Annotated in this window: 21 protein-coding genes and 1 tRNA gene; 15 read left to right on the top strand and 7 right to left on the bottom strand. The window is 67.8% G+C overall.

What is annotated here, in order from left to right; genetic code table 11:
* The first annotated feature begins 39 nt into the window (after nt 1-39).
* Both E3T46_RS00445 and E3T46_RS00440 read left to right on the top strand, forming a co-directional pair.
* Entirely contained in the window at nt 40-3,942 is a 3,903-nt protein-coding gene (locus E3T46_RS00445) for a Pls/PosA family non-ribosomal peptide synthetase (protein ID WP_241980383.1), read from the top strand.
* Between the two features lie 7 nt (nt 3,943-3,949).
* Nucleotides 3,950-5,278: a M1 family metallopeptidase gene (locus E3T46_RS00440; RefSeq protein WP_134577030.1), complete on the top strand. Its 1,329-nt coding sequence runs from the start codon at nt 3,950-3,952 to the stop codon at nt 5,276-5,278.
* 180 nt (nt 5,279-5,458) lie between these two features.
* Here E3T46_RS00440 and E3T46_RS00435 read toward each other — a convergent pair whose 3' ends face one another.
* The gene (locus E3T46_RS00435) at nt 5,459-6,100 is read right to left on the bottom strand and encodes a 4'-phosphopantetheinyl transferase superfamily protein (RefSeq protein ID WP_134577029.1); all 642 of its coding nucleotides are present in this window, start codon (nt 6,098-6,100) and stop codon (nt 5,459-5,461) included.
* A gap of 47 nt (nt 6,101-6,147) precedes the next feature.
* On the opposite strand from E3T46_RS00435, the gene E3T46_RS00430 reads away from it, so the two are divergent.
* The 3 genes from E3T46_RS00430 to E3T46_RS00420 all read left to right on the top strand — a co-directional run bounded on the left by E3T46_RS00430 (nt 6,148) and on the right by E3T46_RS00420 (nt 11,223).
* Nucleotides 6,148-7,164 carry a magnesium and cobalt transport protein CorA gene (locus tag E3T46_RS00430; protein WP_134577028.1) on the top strand — a complete coding sequence of 339 codons (1,017 nt, stop codon included), beginning with the start codon at nt 6,148-6,150 and terminating at the stop codon, nt 7,162-7,164.
* Between the two features lie 67 nt (nt 7,165-7,231).
* A complete protein-coding gene (locus tag E3T46_RS00425) occupies nt 7,232-11,008 on the top strand; it encodes an ATP-binding protein (protein ID WP_134577027.1) in 3,777 nt (1,258 codons plus the stop codon).
* Nucleotides 11,005-11,223, top strand: coding sequence for a hypothetical protein (locus E3T46_RS00420; RefSeq protein WP_241980378.1), 219 nt, complete (start codon nt 11,005-11,007; stop codon nt 11,221-11,223). Before E3T46_RS00425 ends, E3T46_RS00420 begins: the two co-directional genes overlap by 4 nt.
* Here E3T46_RS00420 and mscL read toward each other — a convergent pair whose 3' ends face one another.
* From mscL to E3T46_RS00405, 3 genes are all read right to left on the bottom strand, one after another.
* Nucleotides 11,224-11,709, bottom strand: a complete 486-nt coding sequence (mscL, locus tag E3T46_RS00415) for a large conductance mechanosensitive channel protein MscL (protein WP_241980377.1) — start codon at nt 11,707-11,709, stop codon at nt 11,224-11,226. It lies immediately after the preceding gene.
* A gap of 3 nt (nt 11,710-11,712) precedes the next feature.
* On the bottom strand, nt 11,713-12,057 hold the full coding sequence (locus E3T46_RS00410; protein ID WP_134470107.1) for an FmdB family zinc ribbon protein: 345 nt from the start codon (nt 12,055-12,057) through the stop codon (nt 11,713-11,715).
* Between the two features lie 109 nt (nt 12,058-12,166).
* Nucleotides 12,167-12,745, bottom strand: a complete 579-nt coding sequence (locus tag E3T46_RS00405) for a 5-formyltetrahydrofolate cyclo-ligase (RefSeq protein ID WP_134443790.1) — start codon at nt 12,743-12,745, stop codon at nt 12,167-12,169.
* Between the two features lie 34 nt (nt 12,746-12,779).
* Here E3T46_RS00405 and galU point away from each other — a divergent pair, with 34 nt between their 5' ends.
* The 4 genes from galU to E3T46_RS00385 all read left to right on the top strand — a co-directional run bounded on the left by galU (nt 12,780) and on the right by E3T46_RS00385 (nt 15,557).
* Nucleotides 12,780-13,673 carry a UTP--glucose-1-phosphate uridylyltransferase GalU gene (gene galU, locus E3T46_RS00400; protein WP_134577026.1) on the top strand — a complete coding sequence of 298 codons (894 nt, stop codon included), beginning with the start codon at nt 12,780-12,782 and terminating at the stop codon, nt 13,671-13,673.
* Nucleotides 13,674-13,724: 51 nt separating this feature from the next.
* On the top strand, nt 13,725-14,384 hold the full coding sequence (locus tag E3T46_RS00395) for a GNAT family protein (RefSeq protein WP_092451036.1): 660 nt from the start codon (nt 13,725-13,727) through the stop codon (nt 14,382-14,384).
* Nucleotides 14,385-14,489: 105 nt separating this feature from the next.
* Nucleotides 14,490-15,419 carry a hypothetical protein gene (locus tag E3T46_RS00390; protein WP_134577025.1) on the top strand — a complete coding sequence of 310 codons (930 nt, stop codon included), beginning with the start codon at nt 14,490-14,492 and terminating at the stop codon, nt 15,417-15,419.
* 65 nt (nt 15,420-15,484) lie between these two features.
* Nucleotides 15,485-15,557: transfer RNA gene (locus E3T46_RS00385), tRNA-Ala, on the top strand.
* 199 nt (nt 15,558-15,756) lie between these two features.
* On the opposite strand, the gene E3T46_RS00380 is transcribed toward E3T46_RS00385, so the two are convergent.
* Nucleotides 15,757-16,707 (bottom strand): IclR family transcriptional regulator, encoded by a 951-nt coding sequence (locus tag E3T46_RS00380; protein ID WP_134577024.1) that lies wholly within the window; start codon nt 16,705-16,707, stop codon nt 15,757-15,759.
* 174 nt (nt 16,708-16,881) lie between these two features.
* Between E3T46_RS00380 and E3T46_RS00375 the strand changes: the two genes are divergently transcribed.
* A complete protein-coding gene (locus tag E3T46_RS00375) occupies nt 16,882-17,610 on the top strand; it encodes a CoA transferase subunit A (RefSeq protein ID WP_134577023.1) in 729 nt (242 codons plus the stop codon).
* A 3-nt stretch (nt 17,611-17,613) separates the two neighbouring features.
* A complete protein-coding gene (locus tag E3T46_RS00370) occupies nt 17,614-18,264 on the top strand; it encodes a CoA transferase subunit B (protein WP_134577022.1) in 651 nt (216 codons plus the stop codon).
* A gap of 153 nt (nt 18,265-18,417) precedes the next feature.
* Here the strand turns inward: E3T46_RS00370 and E3T46_RS00365 are convergent, their stop codons facing one another.
* Together E3T46_RS00365 and E3T46_RS00360 are read right to left on the bottom strand one after the other, a co-directional pair.
* A complete protein-coding gene (locus E3T46_RS00365) occupies nt 18,418-18,639 on the bottom strand; it encodes a hypothetical protein (protein ID WP_134470092.1) in 222 nt (73 codons plus the stop codon).
* Nucleotides 18,620-19,600 (bottom strand): hypothetical protein, encoded by a 981-nt coding sequence (locus E3T46_RS00360; RefSeq protein WP_347232594.1) that lies wholly within the window; start codon nt 19,598-19,600, stop codon nt 18,620-18,622. The genes E3T46_RS00365 and E3T46_RS00360 overlap by 20 nt, the downstream gene beginning before the upstream one ends.
* 225 nt (nt 19,601-19,825) lie before the next feature.
* Here E3T46_RS00360 and E3T46_RS00355 point away from each other — a divergent pair, with 225 nt between their 5' ends.
* The 4 genes from E3T46_RS00355 to E3T46_RS00340 are packed head-to-tail and all read left to right on the top strand — an operon-like array spanning nt 19,826 to nt 24,581.
* A complete protein-coding gene (locus E3T46_RS00355) occupies nt 19,826-20,584 on the top strand; it encodes a 5-oxoprolinase subunit PxpA (protein ID WP_134577021.1) in 759 nt (252 codons plus the stop codon).
* Between the two features lie 3 nt (nt 20,585-20,587).
* On the top strand, nt 20,588-22,141 hold the full coding sequence (locus tag E3T46_RS00350; RefSeq protein ID WP_134577020.1) for a 5-oxoprolinase/urea amidolyase family protein: 1,554 nt from the start codon (nt 20,588-20,590) through the stop codon (nt 22,139-22,141).
* Between the two features lie 3 nt (nt 22,142-22,144).
* On the top strand, nt 22,145-23,875 hold the full coding sequence (locus E3T46_RS00345) for a biotin carboxylase N-terminal domain-containing protein (protein WP_134577019.1): 1,731 nt from the start codon (nt 22,145-22,147) through the stop codon (nt 23,873-23,875).
* Nucleotides 23,876-23,900: 25 nt separating this feature from the next.
* Complete coding sequence (locus E3T46_RS00340) at nt 23,901-24,581, top strand: GntR family transcriptional regulator (protein ID WP_134577018.1); 681 nt, start codon at nt 23,901-23,903, stop codon at nt 24,579-24,581.
* Nucleotides 24,582-24,592 lie beyond the last annotated feature (11 nt).

Genomic DNA, 24,592 nt, shown 5'->3' with positions numbered 1-24,592 from the left:
CACCCGATCACGTCCGACCGGGGCGGGCACGGCCAGGAGGTGCTGGCGGCGGGCCACCGGGCCAAGCCGGCCCGCACCCTCGCCGACATTATTGCGGAAACCGCGGCGCAGCATCCGGAGGCTTTGGCCCTGGAAGATGCGGCCGGAACGATCAGCTATCGCGGCCTGCTGCGACGCGTGCAGGCACAGGCAAATGCGCTGAGCCTGGCCGGGGTGCGGCGCGGCGACACCGTGGGAATTCGCATTCCCTCCGGCACCCGCGACCTGTATGTGTCGATCCTGGCCACGCTGCTGGTGGGTGCCGCCTACGTCCCGGTCGACGCGGACGACCCGGAGGAACGCGCCCGGCTGGTCTTCGCCGAAGCCCACGTGGTCGGCATCATCGGGGAGGGCGGCGTGTTTGCGCCTCGCGACGGCCTCGACGTGCAGGCCCTGCGCGCTCGCTGTGTCGGACCGCACGAGGATCCCGCGCTGGTCTTTCCGACCGGCAACATTCCGACGCCCGATGACGACGCCTGGGTCATCTTCACCTCCGGCTCGACCGGTGTGCCCAAGGGCGTCGCCGTCACCCACCGGTCGGCGGCTGCGTTCGTCGACGCCGAGGCCGGACTGTTTCTGCGGGACGAACCGATCGGGACCGGAGACCGCGTGCTGGCCGGGCTCTCTGTGGCCTTCGACGCGAGCTGTGAGGAAATGTGGCTGGCCTGGCGCAACGGCGCCTGCCTGGTTCCCGCCCCGCGCTCGCTCGTGCGCAGCGGCGCCGACCTCGGCCCGTGGCTGATCACCCACGGCATCACCGTCGTCTCGACCGTGCCGACCCTCGCCGCGCTCTGGCCGGAAGAGTCGCTCGAGGCCGTTAGGCTGCTCATCTTCGGCGGTGAGGCCTGCCCGCCCGAACTGGTCGCCCGCATTGCCACCCGCGGACGCGAAGTGTGGAACACCTACGGCCCGACCGAAGCGACCGTCGTGGCCTGCGGCGCCCTCGTCGACGGCATCGGCGAGATGCGCATCGGCCTCCCGCTCGACGGCTGGGACCTCGCCGTCGTCGACGCGGCCGGGCACCGGGTCGCCGCGGGGGAGACCGGCGAGCTCATCATCGGCGGTGTTGGTCTGGCCCGCTACCTCGACGCCGAGAAGGACGCCGAGAAATATGCGCAGCACCCGCAGCTCGGCTGGGATCGCGCCTACCGCAGCGGGGACCTGGTGCGCTTCGAAACGGCGGGCCTTGTCTTTGCCGGGCGCGCCGACGACCAGGTGAAACTCGGCGGCCGCCGCATCGAGCTCGGTGAAGTGGATGCGGCCCTGGGCGCTCTTCCCGGAGTCGCCGGCGGCGCCGCCGTGGTCCAGACCACCCCGGCCGGCAACCACATTCTGGTCGGCTATGTCGCCCTCGCCCTCGCCAGCGCTCCGTTTGACCGGTCGGCCGCGATTGACCGGCTGCGCGAGGAACTCCCCGCCGCACTGGTGCCGCTGCTGGCCATCGTCGACGCGCTGCCGACCCGCACCTCGGGCAAGGTCGACCGGGCTGCATTGCCCTGGCCGTTGCCTCAATCGGCCGACGAGACCGCGGCGCTGTCACCGACAGCCGAGTGGCTGGCCGAGGCGTGGGCATCCATTTTGGGCGTGCCGGTGACCGGCCCCGACGATGATTTTTTCGCCCAGGGCGGCGGTTCGCTCTCAGCCGCGCAATTCGTGTCGGCTGTGCGGGCCCGGCACCCCGAAACCACCGTCGCCGACCTCTATGACCACCCGCGCATCGGCTCCCTGGCCGAGGAACTCGACGCGCGCACTCCCGTGGAAGTCCCAGTCGTGCGCACCGTGCTGCCGACACCGGCGCGCAGCCAGCTCGCCCAGACCCTGCTCGGCATTCCCCTGCACGTGCTCAGCGGCGCCCGATGGCTGGTCTACCTCGCCATCGCGAACAACCTGCTGAGCCTGGCCGGGGCGACCTTTGCGCCGACTCTGTCCTGGTGGTGGGTGGCACTCGGTTTTGCGCTGTTCGTGACGCCGCCCGGCAAAATGCTGATCGCGGTGATCGCATCGAGGCTGCTGCTGCGCAACCTGGTGCCGGGTAACTATCCGCGCGGCGGCTCCGTGCACCTGCGGCTGTGGCTCGCCGAGCAGGTGGCGCTGCTCGTTGACGCAGCGAGCCTGGCCGGTGCCCCCTGGATCAGCTATTACGCCCGGGCGTTGGGCGCCGAGATCGGCCGCGACGTCGACCTGCACTCGCTGCCACCGGTCACCGGTCTGCTCACCATCGGCGCCCAGGCCTCGATCGAGCCCGAGGTCGACCTGGCCGGCCATTGGATCGACGGCGACGTGCTGCGGATCGGCCACCTGCACGTCGGTGCCGACGCCCGAATCGGTTCCCGCAGCACCCTGCTCGGCGGGGCCCACGTCGGGAACGGCGCGGAGATCGAACCCGGCGCTGCAGTTTCGTCCCGCGTGCCGCCGGGGGAGCGCTGGGCTGGTTCCCCGGCCCGCCGGGCGGGGTCGGCAAGGCGTCCGTGGCCGGCCGAGCGGCCGGCAAGGGCCAGCCGGTGGCTCGGCGCGTTCGCCACCGGGTCCGTCGCGATGACGGCCATTCCCACGCTGGCCCTCGCGCTCGGCGCCGTCATCGTCGGCGGTGCCGTCGGCGACGCCAGCAGTCTCGGTGTCGCCGCGCTGCGGGCAGCGCTGATCTTGCCGGTCGCGGTTCTGGCCGGTGGACTCGCCTACGCCCTGCTCGTGATCGCCTTCGTGCGAGCCCTCGGTATCGGGCTGCGCGAGGGCTACTATCCGGTGCGCAGCCGCATCGGCTGGCAGGTCTGGATGACCGAACGTATCCTGGACGGCGCTCGCAACGTGCTGTTTCCGGTCTACGCGAGCCTGATCACCCCGACCTGGCTGCGCCTGCTCGGCGCCAAGGTGGGCGCCGACGTCGAGGCGTCAACCGTGCTGCTGCTGCCCTCGCTGACGACGATCGCGCCGGCCGCTTTTCTCGCCGACGACACCATGGTCGCCTGCTACGAACTCGGCGGCGGCTGGATGCACATTGGCCCGGCCAAGATCGGCCGCAAGGCTTTTCTCGGCAACAGCGGCATGGCCGGCCCCGGTCGTACCGTGCCGCGCAACGGGCTCGTCGCTGTGCTCTCCTCGACGCCGCGCAAGGCCAAGCGCGGTTCCAGCTGGCTCGGTAACCCGCCGGCCCGCCTGCGGCGCAGGCAAACGGATGCCGACGACTCGCGAACGTTCCACCCTCCCGTTCGCCTGAAAGTTGCCCGGTCACTCTGGGAACTGCTGCGGATCGTGGCCGGCTTCACGACCGCCTGGATCGCGCTGCTCGTGCTTGCCCTGCTCGACCTGGTCTGGCTCTGGCTCGGACTTGGCGCGGCCATCGCCCTGTCCGGCGTGGTCATGCTCGTGGCCGGCGCGGTCGCCGCCGGGGTCACGACGGTGGTCAAGTGGACGCTGGTCGGGCGGATCGACGCGTCGGAGCATCCGCTTTGGTCATCGTTCATCTGGCGCAACGAGGTGTCGGACAGTTTCGTGGAGATGGTGGCTCGCCCGTGGTTCGCCGAGAAAGCATCGGGCACGCCGGCGCTCGCCGTGTGGCTGCGCACCCTCGGCGCCACGGTGGGGCGCGGTGTCTGGTGCGAAACCTATTGGCTGCCCGAAGCCGATCTCGTGCGACTCGGTGCCGGCAGCACGGTCAACCGCGGCTGCGTCGTGCAGACCCACCTGTTTCACGATCGGATCATGCAGCTTGACGCCGTCGAACTCGCCGAGGGTGCCACCCTGGGCCCGAACGGTGTCATTCTGCCAGCGGCGTCAATCGATGCCGGAGCGACCGTCGGCCCCGGCTCGCTCGTGATGCGCGGCGAACGCGTGCCGACCGGGTCGCTCTGGTCCGGCAACCCGATCACGCCGTGGCACCAGCCGCCGTGGTCGAGCGTGGAATAGTTGACTGATGGGCCAGACTCTGCAGACCACTTACGGTGCCGCCAGCGCCGGCGATCCCTATATTCCCACCTCCGGCAACGGCGGCTACAGCGCCGAGCACTATGAGCTGACCCTCGACTACCGAGTGGCCACCAACCGGCTGAACGCCACCGCGATCATCACCGCGCGGGCGCTGATGCGGCTGGACCGATTCAGTCTCGATTTCGCCGGCCTCAGCATGGAAAAAGTCACAGTGAACCGCGCGCGGCCGGCGAAGGTGACGCACACGGCCCGCAAACTCGTGATCACGCTCGCCACACCGGTGGAAGCCGGGGCCCTGTTTGAGATCGTGGTGCGTTATCGCGGGGCGCCGCATCCGGTGCGCAGCAATTGGGGTGATGTCGGCTGGGAAGAACTCGACGACGGCGTACTCGTCTCCGGGCAGCCCTGCGGGGCCCCCTCCTGGTTTCCGTGCAACGACCATCCGAGCAACAAAGCCACCTTTTGCATCACCGTCGGCTGTGAATCCGGGTACACCGTGGTGTCCAACGGGGCGCTGTCGGCACAGTCGAGCCGCTCCGGGCGCACCAGCTGGACCTTCGACGTGCGGGAGCCAATGGCCACCTACCTCGCGACCGTGCTGATCGGTCGGTACCGCCGCCGCGACCTCGCCGCCCGGCCGGTCGCGCACAGCCTGTACTTTCCGGCTGAACTGGCCACCCGGGTCGGCACCGACTTCGCCCGCCTCACCGAGATGATCGCGTTCTTCGCCGACCGATTCGGGCCGTATCCGTTCGCGTCATACTCCGTCGTCGTCACCGAGGACGAGCTGGAGATTCCGCTCGAGGCGCACGGCTTGGCCGTGTTCGGCAGCAACCACGTCGACGGCAACCACGGCGAAGACCGGCTGATCGCCCACGAACTGGCGCACCAGTGGTACGGCAACAGCCTCACCGTGGCCCGCTGGCAGGACATCTGGCTGCAGGAGGGTTTCGCCTGCTACGCCGAATGGCTCTGGGAAGAGGAACGCGGCGGTCGCACCGCCGACGTTCTGGCCGCCCTGCACCGCGGCAAGGTCGCTGCGCTGCCCCACGACATCGTCGTCGGAGACCCGGGCCCGCACGCCATGTTCGACGACCGCGTTTACAAACGGGGAGCGCTCGCCCTGCACGCCATTCGCAAGTCGCTCGGCGACGAGGCCTTCTTTTCGGCCCTGCGCGCCTACACGTCGGCCCGGCGGCACGGGTATGTCTCCACCGATGACTTCATCGAGTTCTTCGCCGAGCACACCGGCAGTCGGGCAATCGGCGGGTTCGTGGCTCGCTGGGTGCAGGAGCGGCCCCTGCCAAGCCTCTAGCTGCGCTGGGTGCGGTAGCGGGCTCTGCCGAGCCGATAGCCGCGCTGGGCGGGTCGCGCGTGTGGCGCGCCGCGCGGGAGGTGGCCCTCCTGCGCAGCGGCGCAAGTCCCGCGCAGCATGAAATGGATGCCGGCGGCGGCGCCTGTGGGCACCAGCAACAGGCATCCGTTACGCTGCGCCTCACGTTTGGGGGAGCAGCACGATCCGGGGCGCGTCCGGGCCGAGGGTGGCCACCGTGCCGACCAGGCCTGGGCCGGCGTCGAAGCCCGCCAGGTGCAGGTCGGCCAGATCGAGGGAAGCGCCCGGCCAACTCAGCAGCTGCCACCGCGGCTCCATCACGAGAACGGATGACGCCGCTTTCGGGTATACAACGGTCAGCTCCCGCGGGTCCACCGTCAGCCCCGCCCCGGACAGTTTGAGCACCGCTTCCTTCGCCGTCCAGAGCGTCGCGCGCACCCGGTCGCGTGCCGCTATCGGCACCGCCCGCAGGGCTTCTTGCTCGGGCCCGTTGAACGCGACGTCGTCGAACCCGGCCCGGCCGACCGCGCTGACGCTCTCGATATCGACACCGATCGGCCCGGCCAGCGACACGGCGACGGCGACGGTCGAGGCGGCGCGGCTCAGGCTCACGAAGGTGCTCGGGGGCCGCAGTACGCGGGGTTTCCCGTGTGCGCCGCCGCAGCGCTCGCAGCGCTGCGCGATGGTGACCTCGGTGAGCTCAACCCGGCAGACCCGGGCGACGGCCTCGGCCAGGTGCAGACGGTCGGTCTCGGGGTGCGGCGCCCGCGAAGCCAGGAAGAGGGAGACATCCGTTTGCGTCACTCTGCAACCGTACGCGGTGGCAAACTAGGAGCGAACAAGGAGAGCCCATGGCCCTGGTGGACAACGCGGTTTACGTGGACGGGCATCGGGTTTCGACACCGCCCAGCCTCGACGAGACCTTCGAGGTCATGAAGGAGCATAAGGGCTTCGCCTGGATCGGACTGTACCGGCCGAGCGAGGAGGAAGTGCGGGCCGTCGCCACCGAGTTCAGCCTGCACCACCTGGCCATTGAGGATGCTTTCAAGGGCCATCAGCGGTCGAAGATCGAGCGGTTCGGCGATATTTTGTTCGTGGTGCTGCGCCCCGCTCGCTATATGGACGACGAGGAACGCGTTGAATTCGGTGAGCTGCACGTCTTCGTCGGCCCGGACTTCGTCGTCACCATCCGTCACGCGGAATCGCCCGACCTCGCCCAGGTGCGCCAGCGGATGGAGCAGGCACCGCACCTGCTCGCCCTCGGCCCGGAAGCCGTGCTGTATGCGATTCTCGACCAGGTCGTCGACGAGTACGGGCCGGTCGTGGCCGGCCTCGAAAATGACATCGATGAGATCGAAGACCAACTTTTCGACGGTGACCCCGAGGTCAGCCGACGCATCTACGCCCTGTCCCGCGAAGTGATCGAGTTTCAACGAGCCACCCAACCGCTCGTGGGTATGTTTGAGTCCATGCAGCGTGGCTTCGACAAATACAACGTCGACCTGGAACTGCACCGGCACCTGCGCGATGTGCTCGACCATACCCTGCGCATCGTTGAACGTGGCGACGCCTTTCGGCAGCTGCTGCAAAACGCGCTGACCGTGCACAGCACCCTCGTGGGACAGGCCCAGAACGACGAAATGCGGCACCTGTCGGAGACCAGCCTGGCGCAGAGCGAAGAGGTCAAGAAAATTTCCAGCTGGGCGGCGATCCTGTTCGCGCCGACCCTGGTCGGAACCATCTACGGCATGAACTTCGACCACATGCCCGAACTGCATTGGACCCTGGGCTACCCGTTCGCGCTCGCCTTGATGCTCGCGATGGGATGCGCCCTGTACCTCGTCTTCAAGCGTCGGGACTGGCTATAAGGGCCAAATCACGCGAAACCCCGGCCGCCTCAGGCAAAAACAGTGGTTTCGCAATTAGGGTATCCCTGTGTGGCACCTCGATAGAAAACAAGACGACGACGACGTGCTTTCCAAGTACCTGGACGTCGTTCCCATCGACCCGCAAAACGTGACCAGTCCCCACAACCTCAGTCTGGGCGATCCGGCGTTCACCGCCGGTAACATCGCCGAGCCGGTCTGGCAGCGCTGGCGCGATGAACTCGCCGCGCTCGGCGGGCGCTCCCCGCTGCTGCACTTCACCGACGAAGCCCGCACCCGCATCGAGCTCAGCGCCACCCATCCCGGGGGCCTGCCGCAGTTCATCATCGGCAAGACGACCCTGCTGTCCAACCTCATTCGCGATGAACTCGCGCTCCGCAACGCCCGGCTGGCCGCGAACGAGATCACCCAGAAGGGCATCGAACTGCGCTCGATGCGCGGCATCGAGTCGGTCAACCTCGCCATCGGCCTCGCCGAGTGGCGTTACCAGGACGTCGAGTACAGTGCGCCGGTGCTGCTGCGCCCGCTTGCGATCCGCCGCTACGGCCGTGACTACGAGCTCAAGCTCAAGGGCCAGCCCTTTCTCAACCCCGAACTGGCCCGCGCGCTGAAGGACCAGTTTCAGATCGTCCTCGACGCCGACGCTTTTGTGGCGCTCGCCGTCACGAACGGTGCATTCAAACCGCAGCCGGTCATCGACCGCCTGCGCGGCCTGACCTCCCACCTGCCCTGGTTCAACGTCGTGCCCCGGCTCGTCGTCTCGAGTTTCGCCTCCTGCGGCCAAGCACTCGCCGCCGACGCCTCGAACCTCGACCACCCGCTGCTCGACGCCGTCGCCGGCAATATGACCGCCAAGCGCAATATCGGGTCCGCCTACAACCCGGTGGTGCCGATCGGCCAGGATGCCCGCCCGCCCGCCACCGACACGCTGCTCGGCGACGCAGACCCCGAGCAGGAGAATGTCGTCGCGCAGATCGCGGCGGGAAACTCCCTGGTCGTGAAGACCCTGCCCGGAACCGGCGGCACCCAGACCATCGTCAACGCGATCGGCTCGCTCGTCGCCCAGCATAAGCGCGTGCTCGTGGTCAGCGCCCGCCGCTCCAGCCTCGACGGAATCGCCGGTCGCCTGGTGCAGGTGGGCCTGCCCGGCATCGCCGTGACTCCGCGCACGCTGCGCCGCGACCTGATCCAGTCGATCACACGCAACGAGAAGGCCACCCAGCCGCGGGTCGGCGACGTGGACGATGCCCTAGTGCGCTTGCGCAAGGTGCTGCTCGACTATCGCTCGGCGCTCACCCGCCGCGATTCGGCGCTCGGCGTCTCTGTCCTCGACGCCCTCGGTGAGCTCGCGCGCCTCGCGCAGCTGCCGCAGCCGCCGTCGACGACGGCCCGGCTCGACCGGCACGCTCTCGAACTGCTCGCTCACTCCCGATCCGCCGCCGCCAATACCCTGATCAAAGCCGCTATCCTCGGCGAGTTTCGGTACGGCCCCGGCGACTCACCCTGGTACGGCGCCTCCTTCACCTCCTCAGCGGATGCCGCCAACTCGCATCAACTCGCCAAGCGCATCAACCAGGTTGAACTGCCGCGGTTGCTTGAACGCGCCAACGGCCTGATCGGCCAGACCCGGCTGCGCCCGTTCGAGACGATCAACGAACTCGGCATCTACCTGCGCCTGCTGCTCGATATTCGGGAAACCCTCGACAAATTCCAGCCGGGCGTCTACGACCGCTCGCTGACCGAACTGATCGCCGCCACGTCGTCGCGGCGTGAATCCTCCGAGATGAGCTCGGCCAGCCGGCGCCGCTTGCGCAAGCTCGCCGAGGAGTACCAGCGCCCCGGCGTGCGGGTCAGCGATATGAACGAGAGCCTGCGCCGGATCCAGGACCAGCGCACCCTCTGGCAGCGCTACGCCGCCGCCGGAGTGACGCCCGAGGTACCGGTCGGCATCAACGACGTGCACGTCGCTTTTCAGCGCGTCTCCGAAGACCTCGGTCTGCTCGACGTTCCGCTGGGCACCACTGGCACACCGCGCATCCTCGCCGGGCGTCAGATCGGTGAGCTGACCGCGATGATCTCGGGCCTCGCCGCCGAGAGTGAGGTGCTCGCCAACCTGCACGAGCGCACCGCGCTGCTCGCAACGCTGCGCGAGCACAACCTCGACCCGCTGATGACCGACCTGTCCCAGCGGCACGTGTCGGAGGAGAACGTCGCTGCCGAACTCGAATTGGCCTGGTGGCAGTCCGTGCTCGAGATCATGCTCGCGAGCGACCGGGCACTGCTGAACGCGAACACGGCGGTACTGGACCGCCTCGAAGCCGATTTCAAACTCGTCGACGAGGCGCACGCATCCGCTTCGGGCAAGTTGCTGGCCTGGCTGCTGGCCGAAACCTGGAAGATCGGTGTCGTCGACTTTCCCGAGGAGGCCGACCAGCTGCGCCGCCTGCTGCGCGCCGACCGGGCCACGCCAGCCCGGCTCAACGAGGTCGCCCCGCACCTCGGCCGCGTGCTCGCGCCGGTCTGGCTCGCCTCGCCCTACGAGATCGCCGGCATCAGCGACCAGATCACCTTCGACACCGTGCTGCTCGTCGATGCCGGAGCGACGACCCTCGCCGAAAACGTCGGCGCGATTCGCCGCGGACGCCAGATCGTGGCGTTCGGTGACCCGGTCACCCAGACACCGTCGGCCTTCGAGACCGGTATCGCCGGCTCAGGGGAGACGGCCGCGCCCGACGTGTCGGTCGACGCCCTGCACGCCGACTCCGCCCTGGCCCGGCTCGGCGAACTACTGCCGACACTGACGCTCACCCGCAGCTACCGGGCCGGCGGCGAAGACCTCGCCGAACTGGTCAACCACCGCTTCTACGGTGGCCGCATCGATTCGCTGCCCTGGGCCGGAAGTTTTCTCGGTCACGGCAGCCTCACCATCAACTATGTGGCCGGCGGCCGCGGCATGCCCGACGCCGACAGCGGCGCGATTGAGAGCGTGGATGCGGAGGTCGTGAAGGTCGTCGACCTCGTGCTCGACCACGCGTCAAAGCGTCCACGCGAATCGCTCATGGTGATCACGGCGAGCACCCGGCACGCTGTGCGCGTGCAGCAGGCCGTGCTGGCCGCCTTCGCCAAACGCACCGACCTGTCGGATTTCATTCTGAAGGACCGCAGCGAACCGTTCACCGTGCTCACTCTCGAGCAGGCCGTGGCGCAGAGCCGCGACCGGGTCATCTTCTCGATCGGCTACGGCCGCACCCCGCACGGCCGCCTGCTGTCGAACTTCGGTTCGCTCGGTGAACCCGGCGGCGAACGCCTGCTCGCGATCGGTATGACGCGCGCCCGCCGTGCCCTCGACATCGTCTCGTGCTTCCGCCCCGAAGACATCGAGGTGGATCGCCAGCGCCACGGCATCCTGGCGCTGTCGCAGGTGCTCAGCGAGACCGAGGCACGCCGCGACGAGGTGCAGGTGCCCGACGCGAGCGAGGCCATGCTCGTCGACCTCGGCGGCCGCCTCGAAAAGCTCGGCCTCAGCGTGCGTCTCGGGCACCGCGGCAAGCTCGCCCTGGCCGCCTCCTACGGCACCCGCGCGATCGTCGTTGAAACGGATGCCGTGGTCGGCCGCGCGAGCCTGCGCGAGTCCCTGCGGCTGCGCCCCGAAGTGCTGCGCCGCCTCGGCTGGCACTACCTGCGCGTGCACAGCTTCGAACTGTTCAGCAATCCAGACGCCGTCGCCGCACGCGTCGCCGCGATCGCCGGCGTTCCTCAAACGGATGCTCGTCCCTTTGCGACCGGTGACGCGCCCACCATCGACCCGAGACGGCCCAACGCGTGAGCGCTTCAGAAGGTGCACAGCGCCTGGGTACCGAGCGTCAGCCGATCGTGAAGGCCGCAGGCACGGCCCGCCGCGCCAAGCTGCTGCCGGCACCGGACACCGACCCGAACCCGCACCCGCCGGTGCTGCGCGAAGAGGGTGGCGTTGCGCACACGGGAAGTGGGCCCAGCGCGAATGAGGCACAGTTGCGGCAGGATCGCCCGCCGCACTGGTAGTTAGTGCTTGGGCCCCTGGTCGGGCGGCGTTGCGGCGGCATTTTTGGCCAGCAGGTCGCGGATCTCGGTGAGCAGGTCGAGCTCGGTCGTGGGGTCGGCGACGACCTCGGAGGGAACCCCGGCTGCGCGGCGTCGGTCCTGGGCTTCCTTGAGCTTGTTCAGCGGCAGCACGATCAGAAAATAGACGACCGCGGCGATCAGTAGAAAGTTGATCAGGGCACCGATGACGGCTCCGAACAGAATTTTGTCGCCACCGGGAAGAGTCAACGGGAGCGCTTTAGCGAGCGAGTCCGCCTTGAAGATCGACGCGATGAGCGGGTTGAAAATGCTCGTAACGATCGACGTGACGAGGGCGGTGAACGCCGTGCCGATGACGACGGCGACGGCGAGGTCGATTACGTTGCCGCGCATGATGAATTCTTTGAAACCGTTGATCACTGGGTGCTCCAAACGAATGACTTGGGCGACCGTCTTGGTCAGCGCCATGCTCTAGGACGCCTTGGCGGCCGGAACGGAGGGGGCCGCGGACTTGGCGGGTGTGCTGTCCGCCTTCTTCTCGGTCTTGGTCTCGGCCGGTTTACTCGCCGAGGAGTCGGACTTGTCGCTCGAGCTTTCGCTCGGCTTGCGGTCGAGATTCGGGTTGGACCGCTTCGCATCCGATTTGGAGTCGTTGCTGTAGAAACCGGAGCCGCTGAAGGTCACGCCGATCGACGAAAACACCTTGCGCAGTTTGCCCTGGCAGGTCGGGCACACCGTGAGCGAGTGGTCGGTGAAGGCCTGCTGGATGTCGAAGGCGGTGTCGCACTCGGTGCAACGGTAAGAGTAGGTAGGCACTGCATCTCCAGCTGGTTGAGCCGACAGGCAAAATGCCCGCCAGAACTAAGGTTAGGCGCGCTGGCGCCCCGTCACATGCAGAAAGGGGCTCACGAGCGGTATTAAATGGTCAGAACGCGATGATTCTGGTCGGGGTGACGAGCCCGTTGACCGGTTGGTCGTGCACCTCGCGGGGAACCTCGTCGAGGTATTCGCTGTCGAAGACGACGGCGTAGACCGGCGGGCACTTTTCCATCGAACCGAGGGTCTTGTCGAAGTAGCCGCGGCCCCAGCCCATGCGCAGACCGGACTCGTCGATGGCCGCTGCCGGCACGATGATGAGGTCGACATCGTTGATGGCGATCGGGCCGAGCAAGGTTCCGACCGCTTCGGGAACCCCGGAAATGCCGGTGAATTCTTCTTCGCCGTCGCCGACGGTCCAGTCCAGCAGACCGTCTTCGCGAGAAATGGGAAACAGAATACGGATGCCCTCTGCCGTTGCCCAGTTGAGAAAGGGCCGGGTATCGGGTTCATTGCGCGCCGACAGATAGCAGGAAATCGATCGGGCGGAGAGGTCCAGGACGAGGCTCTGCAGGTTTGCGGTGAATCCGGCCGTGGCCGATTCACGCTCCGAGGAGGTCATATTCTGGCGACGCTCGCGCAGCTCCGCTCTTAGCGCACGCTTTCGATGACCAATGTCGGAGTCCATATAAGGCATCCTACTTGCCACTAACCTAGTGCCCATGGGTACCCCGATTACTAAAGCCGTCATTCCCGCAGCTGGACTCGGAACACGCTTCCTCCCAGCGACCAAGGCCATGCCGAAGGAGATGCTGCCCGTCGTTGACAAGCCGGCCATCCAGTATGTCGTTGAGGAAGCCGTTGCGGCCGGGCTCAGCGACGTGCTGATGGTCACCGGGCGCAACAAGAACGCCCTGGAGAACCACTTCGACCGCATGACCGAGCTGGAGGCCATGCTCGAACGCAAAGGCGACCAGACCCGGCTCGCCAAGGTGCGCGAATCCAACGAACTCGCCGATATCCACTATGTGCGCCAGGGTGACCCGCGCGGCCTCGGCCACGCCGTGCTGCGCTCGCGCATGCACGTGGGCAACGAGCCCTTCGCGGTGCTGCTCGGTGACGACATCATCGACGCCCGCGACCCCCTGCTCACCCGCATGCTCGAGGAGCAGGGCAAGCGCAACACCAGCATCGTGGCGCTGCTCGAGGTCGACCCGTCGCAGATTCACCTGTACGGCGCGGCCGCGGTCGAAACGACCGACGACCCTGACGTCGTGCGCATCACCGGGCTGGTCGAAAAGCCCAGCCAAGAAGATGCTCCCTCAAACCTCGCCATTATCGGCCGCTATGTGTTGCGTCCGGAGGTGTTCGACATTCTCGAGCACACCGCGCCGGGCAAGGGCAATGAAATTCAGTTGACCGATGCCCTGCAGGAAATGGCCGTCAACCCCGAAACCACTGGCGGCGTCTATGGCCTCATCTTTCGTGGGCGTCGTTACGACACCGGCGACCGGCTCGACTACATCAAGGCCATCGTGCAACTCGCCGTCGATCGCGAAGACCTCGGGCGCGACCTCAAGCCCTGGCTGCACGAATTCGTCGCCACGCTCGACTAACGTTTTACAGAGCCCCACCGGGGATTTCAGCCCACGACAGACAGGCGAACCGTGCCGATCGCTATTCCCACCCTTCGCGAGGGGGCCGTCACCCTGCGCCCGATCCGATTGCGCGACGCCCGCGCCCTCGAGGGCGAACTTCTGGCCAACCGTTCCTGGCTGCGCAAGTGGGAGGCGACGAACCCGTACGCGCCGATGTCTTTCGACACGCGCGCGAGCATCCGGAGCCTATTGACGCATTCGCGGTCGGGTAACGGTCTGCCATTCATCATCGAAAGCAACGGCGAATTGGCGGGCCAGCTGAACGTGTCGTCGATCACCTGGGGATCACTGTCATCGGCGACCATCGGCTACTGGGTGAGTGAGAAGTTCGCCGGCCAGTCGATCACGCCGATGGCCGTGGCGCTCGCGACCGACTACTGCTTCTATCAGCTCGGCCTGCACCGCATGGAGATCTGCATCCGCCCGGAGAACAAGGCGAGCCTGCGGGTCGTGGAGAAACTCGGCTTTCGCTATGAGGGATTGCGTCGCCGCTACATTCACATCAACGGTGACTGGCGCGACCATTTCTGCTTCGGTTTGGTCGCCGAGGAACTCACCCAGGGCGTGCTGCGCCGCTGGCATGATGGTCTGGTGCCAGCGGATGCCGCCACGGTCACCGCGGCCGATCTCGAGTCGGCCGCGCATCCGGTGCGGGTCATCGTTCGATGATCGCCCCGATTTGCCCCGTTCGGGGGCGGAATCAGCGTATTAACTTCGGTGACACGCCACCGGTAATCATCGGCTCTGGCCGCTGCGCCTCTTACCGTTGTCAACATGAGTAATGAGGCATTGGGTGGCGGGGTCATGGTGGCGGTGGCCGCCGTGCTCTGGGTTGCTTACCTGATGCCCACCTGGTCGCGCCGCAAGCAGTACCAGGCGACCGAAAAAAACGCCGTGCGGCTGCAGCAAACGCTGCGCATCCTGGCCGAAACCGCCGAGGTGCCGCACCAGGTGCGACTCGAAGCGACCGCCCGCACCGTGGCCGAGCAGCAACGCGTACTGGCGCGGGCTGAGCAGGCCGAACGGGCCGAAGCGCAAGCGGTGGCGGATGCTGCCCGCGACGTTCGCCGCGCCGCTGCGGCCGTCGCTGCTGCCGCAGCGCCGCGCGTGGCGGAGTCGCCCGTTTCGAAGCTTCGGCGGCTGCGCCGTTTCCGCGGCCTGGTGTCGCTGATTCTGCTGGCCGGATTCGTGCTGGCCGTGACTGGGATCGCTCCCGCCCTGGCTGGCTCGTTCACCGCTTTTGTCGGTGGCGGGGTTGTCATGGTGGCCGCGTTCGGCATTCTCGGCGGGCTGGCCACGGTTGCCCGTTCGGCGCGTGTGGTGCGCGTGGACGCCCCCGTGGTGTTGCCCGTTCTGGTCGGCCAGGCCTTTGAGCCCGTGCAGCTTGAGGAGACCCCGGTTGCCGCGGCGACCTGGACGCCGCAGCCGGTGCCGCGAGCGATGCATCTCTCGCGCGGATCCATTGCGCAGACGGCGATGGCATCCGTTGAAGCGGCCAATCAGTTGCGAAAGGCCGCCGCCGAGGCGGAGGTCACGCGCCGCGCCGCAGCGCTCGCCGAGGAAGCAATCCGGGCCGCCACGCCGATCGCCAGGCCCGCAGCGGCTGCGGTGCCGAACCGTTTCGCGTCGATGGGAATCGTTGGCGAAACCAGCCCCGGCATGACCGACCTCGACGCCGTGCTGCGTCGTCGTCGCGCCGTCTAATTGGCGGCTCGGGCGGGAAGCGGAGAAAGTGGCGGCCAGCCCGTGATATTCTTCAAAGGCAGTTTGGGGCTATGGCGCAGTTGGTAGCGCGTCTCGTTCGCAATGAGAAGGTCAGGAGTTCGAATCTCCTTAGCTCCACTCAGACTGTAAGAACAGCCCCGGCCTCGGTCGGGGCTGTTTTCATGCCCGGTCCGGGAGGGTACCTCGCGTGGCCAGGCCGAGTTCATGGGGTTGAAGATGGCACCCCATGCAGGGCGGCACGGGTGCTGGGGCCGACGGCGTCAAGTTGCGCGCGACAACGAGGGACGCGGGGCCGAAACTGGCATTGCGCGGGCGGTCAGGCTATCGGGGGGCGCTGCAGGGTCTGGGTGATGCGGCTGGCCTCGTCGAGCAGAAGCTGACCCAGAACCTTCTGCCGCTCGGGCTTGAATCGTGGCTCGATGCCGGTGAGGGAGAGCGCCCAGCCCGGGCGACCGCTGCGATCGAAGATCGCGGCGCCCATGCCCCAGCTGCCCTCGAGGATGAGTCCTGGGTTGACCGCATAGCCCGTCACTCGGGTGCGTTTGAGATTAGCGCGGATGCTCGCGGGGGAGTGCTGGGCGCCCCAGCGAGCCGCGAGGGTCTCGGTGTCGACGGATCCTGTGTCGGCGAGGAGGGCATCCACTTCGGTCTCGGGCAGGTAGGCCAGAATGGCCATTCCAGCGGAGGCGACGCCCAGCGGAAAGCGCACCCCCTCGTGCAGCACGAAGGAGCGGATGGGAAAGCTGCCCTCTTCGCGGAGCAGACACACGGTTTCGGCGCCGCGTCGAATGGACAGGAAGGCGCTCTCCCCGGTCTCCTCGGCCAGGCGCACGAGGCTCGGCCGCGCGAGCTCTTCGATCGGATAGCGCGCCGCGGCGACGGTGCCCATGACGAACACCTCGGGGCCGTAGTGCCACGTGCGGCGCACTGGATCATGGTCGAGCAGGCCCTCGGCGGCGAGCGAGGTGAGCAGCCGGTGCACGGTGGGCCGGGTCAGGCCCGAGTCCCGCACGATCTCGGCCAAGGGAGTGCCGGCCGGGTTGCGCCCGACCAGGCGCAGCAGTAGGGCGATCCGGCCGACGACCTGTGCTCCCGGAATCGACTGTGCGGGTTGTGCGCCACGGTCAGGGTGTGCGCTCTGAGCCGGCTGGGCGCCGCGTTCTGGGCGGGCGGCGTGAACCGAGGCATCGCGACCTGATTGCCCGGCCGGTGCTGGCGACGCGCCGGGTGGCGTCGGCACGTCCGATGCGGCTGGTTGAGAGATCATTTCGCCTCCTGTGTCCATATTGTGGATGATTAATATCCTACTGTTCACGAGGTGGAAACTAAGAAATCTAAGGTTTGACAGGGCTTATCGGGCCTGAATAGCATGACGATATCGGCCGATGTCCACAAGGTGGACAAGGCGGCAGGCGCAACACCAACTCGATGAGGAGAACGTATGTCCAAGGTTCAGGCCAGCGCCAGCGAGGCGCTGCACGACGTCCTGCGCGACGGGATGGTGCTTGCGGTCGGCGGTTTCGGGCTCAGCGGCATTCCGGCGGATCTCATCGACGCGGTGCGGGCATCCGCTGTGAAAGATCTCACCGTCGTCTCGAACAATATGGGCGTCGACGGCAAAGGCCTGGGCGTGTTGCTCGAAGCCGGGCAGGTGCGCAAAGTCATCGCGTCCTATGTCGGCGAGAACAAACTGTTCGCCGAACAGTTTCTGGCCGGCGTGCTCGAGGTGGAGTTCAGTCCCCAGGGCACCCTGGCCGAGCGGTTGCGGGCCGGCGGCGCGGGAATTCCCGCGTTCTATACCAAAACCGGCGTCGGCACGTTGATCGCCGAGGGCAAGCCGCTCGCCGATTTCGACGGGGAGACCTACCTGCAGGAACGCGGAATCGTTGCCGACGTCGCGCTGGTCAAGGCCTGGCGCGCCGACACCCTGGGCAACCTCGAGTACCGCTTTACCGCGCGCAACTTCAACCCGGTGGTCGCGACCGCCGGCATTATGACGATCGCGGAGGCCGAGATTATTGTGCAGCCCGGCGAGATCGATCCGAATCACGTGATTACTCCGGGCGTCTTCGTGCAGCGCCTGGTTCAGGCCTCGGCCCGGGTCAAAGACATCGAACAGCGCACCGTGCGCAGTCGGCCCGTGCTGGCCGGTGTACAGGCAGGGGAGTAGATCATGGCGTGGACCAGAGATGAAATGGCCGCGATCGCGGCGCAGGAACTGAGCGACGGCGACTACGTGAACCTCGGCATCGGCATTCCAACGCTCGTGGCCAACAACCTGCCCGAGGGAATTCAGGTGACGCTGCAGAGCGAGAACGGGCTGCTCGGCATGGGGCCGTTCCCGTGGGAGGGCGAGGAAGATGCCGACCTCATCAACGCCGGCAAGCAGACCGTTACGGTGCTGCCGGGGGCGTCGATCTTCGATTCGGCGACCTCGTTCGGCATGATCCGCGGCGGGCACGTGAAGGTCGCCATCCTCGGTGCCATGCAGGTCTCCGGCCAGGGTGACCTCGCCAACTGGACCATCCCCGGCAAAATGGTCAAGGGTATGGGCGGCGCGATGGATCTCGTGGCCGGAACCCCGCGCGTGGTCGTGCTGACCGAACACGTCGCCAAGGATGGCACCCCGAAGATCGTCACCGAGTGCACCCTGCCGCTGACCGGCGTACGCGTCGTGGATCGCATCATCAGCGACACGGCCGTCTTCGATGTGACGCCAACCGGCCTCGTGCTGCGGCAGCGCGCCCCCGGCGTGAGCCTGCAGGACATCGAGGACACCACCGAGGCCGCCTTCACGGTCGAGGAGCTGGCGCCGAGCTACTAGCAGGGGGAGCTGGCGCCGAACTGCTAGCAGGGGGAGCTTGCTCCGAGCTATGAGCAGGAGGAGCGTGCTGCCGCCTGCCGCCTGCCGCCTGCCGCCTGCCGGCAAGGGGAAGGGGAAGGCCCCGTCCGAGTTTCGGACGGGGCCTTCCCTGTTTCAGGATGCCGGCGGCGGGGTCTCCGTGTCGGCTTCCGATTGTTCGGTTGTCGCGTCGTGCACGCGCGACCCGTCGGGGTTCAGGCGGATGACGCGCGGCCGGGCCGCGCGCATCCGTTCGTCGTCCCAGTCGGTTACGTCGGGCCAGTCGGTTGCGTCGGGATTGAGGCGCTGCCGGGCAACCGGGTCTGCGCCGCTCGGGTCAGGCTGACGCGGCGACATAGGCGTTCTGGATGACCGAGCCCCAGTAGGGCCCGAACATGGTGTTCGCGATGTTGTTGTAGCCGAAGCTGTTGACCGAGTTCTGCAGGCCGGTGGAGCCGCTGCCGATCATCCACGGGCCGCCCGAGGAGCCGCCGGTCATGTCGCACGGGATTCCCTGGGACTGGGTCTGGCCGTAGGGGTCGGCGCTGGCCGTGCCGTAGCAGGACTGCAGGGTCTCGCCGGTGAAGGGCGCAGCTGCCGGATAACCGTAGGCCGTGTAGGTGAGGCCACGGCTCTGGTTGAACGTGACTCCGGACGCGCCGACGCTGTCGCTCAGCGACGTGCCGGTGGGCGAGGAGACCACGGCGAAGCCGGTGTCGTAGCTGATATCACCGCTGTTGCTCCACTGGGTGGGAGCGTAGAGCTCGGTGGCATTCCACTGGCCGAACGGGGCGGAGCCGTTCTCGTAGGCCGGCACGAAGATGAGGCGTGAGGCGAAATTGCCGGGGCCTTCGTTGACGCAGTGCCCGGCGGTGACGACAGTGTTCTCGTTAGTCGCGGAGATGGCGTTGCCGGAACAGACGTAGTCGGTGCCGCCGAGGGTGAAGAAGATTTTACCGATGTGGGAAATCGGGGAGACCTGGGTGGCTGTGGGCGACGGGCTCGAGTCCGCTGCCTGCGGGGACACCAGGGAGGTGGCTCCGGCCGCGACAGCACCGATCGCTCCGGCCGCCACGTTGTCCTGTACCAGGACCTCGCCGGGTATGGCGGACTGCATACGCTCCGGGGTCCAGTAGTCACCGCCCTGTTGGGTCTGCGGAACGACCCAGCGGTCGACATCCGCTGACGAGGTGGTGCCTGTCAACTCGGGCGCGATTGCGGCCGAGGCTGCGCCGGCCGACAGAAAACCGCCGGCACCGACCAACGTGCCGATCAGAAGCGCCGAAAGGGCGCCGGTCTTAACTTTGCTTCGCATCATGTGCTTCACTCCAGTTATCGATCGCAACCAGCGGACCTTGTTGCCGCAGGTATTAATACAATATTGAGGAGTGCACTCGCTGTCTACCCCTTATGGGGTGCGCCCATTAGGGGTGTAAAACGGTCAGTCCAGGTCGCACTCCTCTGGATTCAGGGCTGATTTTACAGAGATTGTTGAACAATACACAGAAATACGGCAGTCTAGGGTGAACGAAAGACGGGGACCATGCCAACCATCGATCTGAACAGCGACGTCGGAGAGTCCTTCGGCAACTGGACCTTCGGCGACGACGCCGCCATTATCGCCTCGGTCACGAGCGTCAATGTCGCCGGCGGGTTCCACGCCGGCGACCCCACGACCATTCGCGCCACTTGCGCTGCTGCGGCTGCCGCCGGTGTCATGGTGGGCGCACACCCCGGCTACCGCGACTTGGCCGGATTCGGCCGCCGCTTCATCGAGATGGATGCGGCCGAACTTAGTAACGACGTGATTTACCAGATCGGCGCCGTGCAGGCCCTCGCCCGCGCTGCCGGCACCGCGGTGCGTTACGTGAAACCGCACGGCGCCCTCTACAACACGATCGCCCGTCACCCGGTGCAGGCGCAGGCCGTGGTCGATGCCGTGCTCGCCGTCGACCCGTGCCTGCCGCTCATGGTGTTGCCGAACAGCGAGATCGAACGGGCCGCCCAGGCCGCGGGCCTCCGCACCGTGGCCGAAGCCTTCGCGGACCGTGCCTACAACGCCGACGGCAGCCTGGTGTCACGCACGCTGCCCGGCGCGGTGCTGCACTCGGTCGAGGCGGTCACGGCGCAGGTCGTGCGCCTCGCCCTCGAGGGAACCGTCGTCGCCGTCGACGGTTCGGTCATCGCGGTGCCGGCAGAGAGCATCTGCCTGCACGGCGACACCCCCGACGCCGTGCGGCTGGCCGCCGCGGTGCGCTCCGCGCTGCTGGCCGCCGGCGTTTTCGTGGCGAGTTTCGTCTAGCGGATGCCCACCCCCATTCGATCCATTCGCGCCGTGGGCGACCGAGCCGTGCTGGTGCAGCTGGGCGGGCTGAGTGAGGTGCTCGGCCTGTATGAGGCGCTGCGTGAGCATCCGCTGCCCGGCCAGGTCGACGTCGTCGCCGCTGCCGAAACCGTGCTCGTGACTGCCGATTCGGCAGCAGCGGCCCGCGGCTTTGCGGCTGGGCTGCGCGCGATCGCGCCGCGCACCGCCGACTCCGGGCCGGACGAGCTCGTGACCATCGACGTGATCTACGACGGCGACGACCTCGAAGAGGTCGCAGAGTTCACCGGCCTCGACCGCGACGGTCTGATCGCGGCGCACACCGGGCAGCTATGGACCGCCGCGTTCGGCGGCTTCGCCCCCGGCTTCGCCTATCTCGTCGGTGACGACCGGCTCACCGTCTCCCGGCGCAGCAGCCCGCGCAAGGCCGTTCCGGCCGGTGCGGTGGCGCTCGCCGACGGTTATTCGGCGGTGTATCCGCGGGTCACTCCTGGTGGCTGGCAGCTGATCGGCCGCACCGACGCCGCCCTGTGGAGCCTCGACCGCGATCAGCCGGCCCTGCTGCAGCCCGGTAACCGGGTGCAATTTCGGGCCGTGCACGAGTTCGTGCGGGCCGCGCCGACGGCCCCGACGGCGCCCGCCGACCTGCCCGCCGACCTTGTCGTCGTGCAGCCCGGGCCGCAGACCACCGTGCAGGATCTCGGCCGCCCCGGCCTCGCCCACCTCGGCGTGGCCGGCGCCGGTGCCCTCGACCGCGGAGCCCTGCGCCGCGCCAACCGACTGGTTGGCAACCCCGCCTCCGCCGCAGTGCTCGAAAACGCCCTCGGCGGCCTCGTGCTCGACGCCAGCACCGAGCAGGTGCTCGCCGTGGCTGGGGCATCCGTTCTCATCACGATCAGCAGAACGGATGCCGCACCCCGCGTTGTACCCACCGACGCCCCGTTCGCGCTGCACACCGGCGAACGGCTGACCCTCGGCGCCCCGCTGTGGGGCGTGCGCAGTTATCTCGCCGTACGCGGCGGTTTCGACCTGCCGCTCGTGCTTGGCAGCCGCTCGACCGACTCCATGTCCGGCGTCGGTCCGGCGCCGCTCGTTGCCGGCACCGAACTGACGGTGCTGCCGGCTGCGCCGACGAGCGTGGTCGGGGCGGCCGAACCCTCGCCGGCCCCGCCCGCGGAGGTTACCGTGCTGCGCTACGTTCCCGGCCCGCGCGCCGACTGGTTCAGTGCCGACATCCTCGCCGATTTCGACCGCACCGACTGGGTCGTCACCGCGCAGTCCAACCGCATCGGCCTGCGCCTGGATGGGCCGGCCCTCGAGCGGGCGCACGGCGGCGAACTGCCGAGCGAGGGCACCGTCGCCGGCGCTATCCAGCTGCCGGCCTCGGGCGTTCCGGTGTTATTCCTCGCTGACCACCCGGTCACCGGCGGTTACCCGGTGCTCGGCGTGGTGCTGCACGCCGACCTCGACCGGGCGGCGCAGCTCGTAACGGGCGCGCGCATCCGCTTCACTCCAATTCCTTCAAACGAGAGCTGAACCGTGCAGAAAGTACTCATCGCCAACCGTGGCGAAATCGCCGTGCGCATCATTCGCGGCTGTTCTGACGCTGGGCTCGACTCGGTCGCCGTCTACGCCGACGTCGACGCCGACGCGCTGCACGTGGGGCTGGCCACCGAGGCCTATGCGCTTGGCGGCAACAGCCCGGCCGACACCTACCTGAACGTGCCGAAACTGCTGGCCATCGCGCGCCGCGCCGGTGCCGACGCCATACACCCCGGCTACGGATTTCTGTCGGAGAACGCTGACTTCGCCCAAGCCGTGCAGGACGCCGGGCTGGTCTGGATCGGCCCGAGCCCGGAGAGCATTCGGCTGCTCGGCAACAAGGTCTCGGCGCGCGAGATCGCCGTGCGGGTGGGTGCTCCGCTCGTGGCGGGGTCGAACGGCACCGTTGAGACCGCGGCCGAGGTGCGCGCCTTCGCCGAGGAGCACGGTCTGCCGGTGGCAATCAAGGCGGCGTTCGGCGGCGGCGGCCGCGGCATGAAGGTCGTCTGGGAGCTGGATGCCATCGAGGAATCGTTCGACTCCGCCGTGCGCGAGAGCGTTGCGGCGTTCGGGCGCGGCGAATGCTACGTGGAGCGCTTTCTGAACAAGCCCCGCCACGTCGAAGCGCAGATTCTGGCCGACGGCAACGGCGCCGTGATCGTCGTCGGCACCCGGGACTGCTCGCTGCAGCGCCGCAACCAGAAGCTCGTCGAGGAAGCGCCGGCACCGTTTCTCACCGCGGACCAGCGCGACCTCATCTACACCTCGGCGAAAGCCATCTGCCGGGAGGCCGGGTATGTCGGTGCCGGTACCGTGGAATACCTGCTGGCCGACGACGGCAGTATCTCTTTTCTCGAGGTGAACACGCGCCTGCAGGTGGAGCACCCGATCACCGAAGAGACCTCCGGCGTCGACCTCGTCCTCGCCCAGCTCGCCATCGCCGCCGGCGGGCCGCTGCCGGTCGCCGACGACCCGGTGCCGCACGGCCACTCCTTCGAATTCCGTATCAACGCCGAAGACCCCGGCCGCGGATTTCTGCCGTCACCGGGCACAGTGACGGCGTTCACCGTGCCGACCGGGCCGGGAATTCGGGTTGATGCCGGCATCCGCTCTGGTGATGCGGTGGCTCCGCAATTTGATTCGCTGCTCGCCAAACTCATCGTCACCGGCGCCGACCGGGCCCAGGCCCTTCGGCGGGCCCGCCGGGCGCTCGCCGAGTTCGAGATCGCGGGCCTGCCCACCGTGCTGCCGTTTCACCGTGCGGTGGTGAACCTGCCCGCGTTCATTGGGCCTGATCGGCTAGGCGTGTACACGAGCTGGATCGAAACCGAGTTCGCCGAGCAGATTGCCGCTGATTCCTCACTCATGCCGGTAGCCCCGGCCCTGGCTCGCCGCACGATCACGATCGAACTCGACGGGCGCCGGGTGGCGCTCGGCCTGCCGGAGAACCTGCTGGCCAGTTTTGCGCAGGGCAGCAAGCCGGTGGCGCCAGCGCCGATCGAGCTGACCGATCCGGCCGAGCTGCGCTCCACCATGAGCGGCACCGTGGTCAAGTGGCTCGTCGACGCTGGCGCCACGGTCGCCGCGGGCGATCCGCTGCTGGTGCTCGAAGCCATGAAAATGGAATCGACCGTCGTCGCGCACCGTTCCGGCCGCCTCGTGGGGCTGATCGTGACTCCCGGCGACGCGGTGGCCGTGCACGCCGTCGTCGCGACCATCGAGGCTTGAGCGCGAGAGTCGATACTGTGTGGGTATGACCCTCGACGAGATCCTCCCCGACCTGCGTCGCCAGAGCGTCGATGTGCGCCACGCCGAAACGGGCCAGTGGGCCGCGTCGATGCTGCGCGAGCGCATTTCGGCCGGTCAGCTCGCACCCGGCGCGAAGCTGTCGGAGGAACCGCTGTGCGAGGTGCTCGGCGTCTCCCGCAACACCTTGCGGGAGGCCTTCGCGACCCTGGCCCGCGAACACGTCGTTACCCGCATCCCCAACCGTGGCGTGTTCGTGACCCGCCCGACCGCCGACGACATCCACGAGATCTACCGGGTGCGCCGCTTTCTCGAACCGGCCGCGCTCACCTGGTCGACCGATTACACAACGGATGCCCTCCACACCGCCATCGCGCGTGCCCGGTCAGCCCGCACCGACGGTTCGGTGCCGGGCATGGCCAGCGCCAACCAGGACTTCCACGCCGGGGTCGTCGCGCTTACCGGAAGCGACCGTCTTAATGCGCAGATGACGCAGGTGCTTGCCGAGATGCGGCTGGTGTTCCACTCGATGGTGGCCGATCCCCTATTCCACGCGCCCTACATCGACGACAACGCCATCATCCTGGCGAAATTCGAGGCGGGGGAGCGCTCCGAGGCGGCCGCGCTCATGGTCGACTACCTGCGCCGGGCCGAGCAACAGCTGCTCGAGGCGCACGCGCGCGTGTAGGGCAGCGACGC

The organism is Cryobacterium sp. Hh11, assembly GCF_004404045.1.
GTDB lineage: Bacteria > Actinomycetota > Actinomycetes > Actinomycetales > Microbacteriaceae > Cryobacterium > Cryobacterium levicorallinum.
Note: the sequence above shows the minus strand (reverse complement) of the source record. Positions and strands in the feature narration are given on the sequence as shown.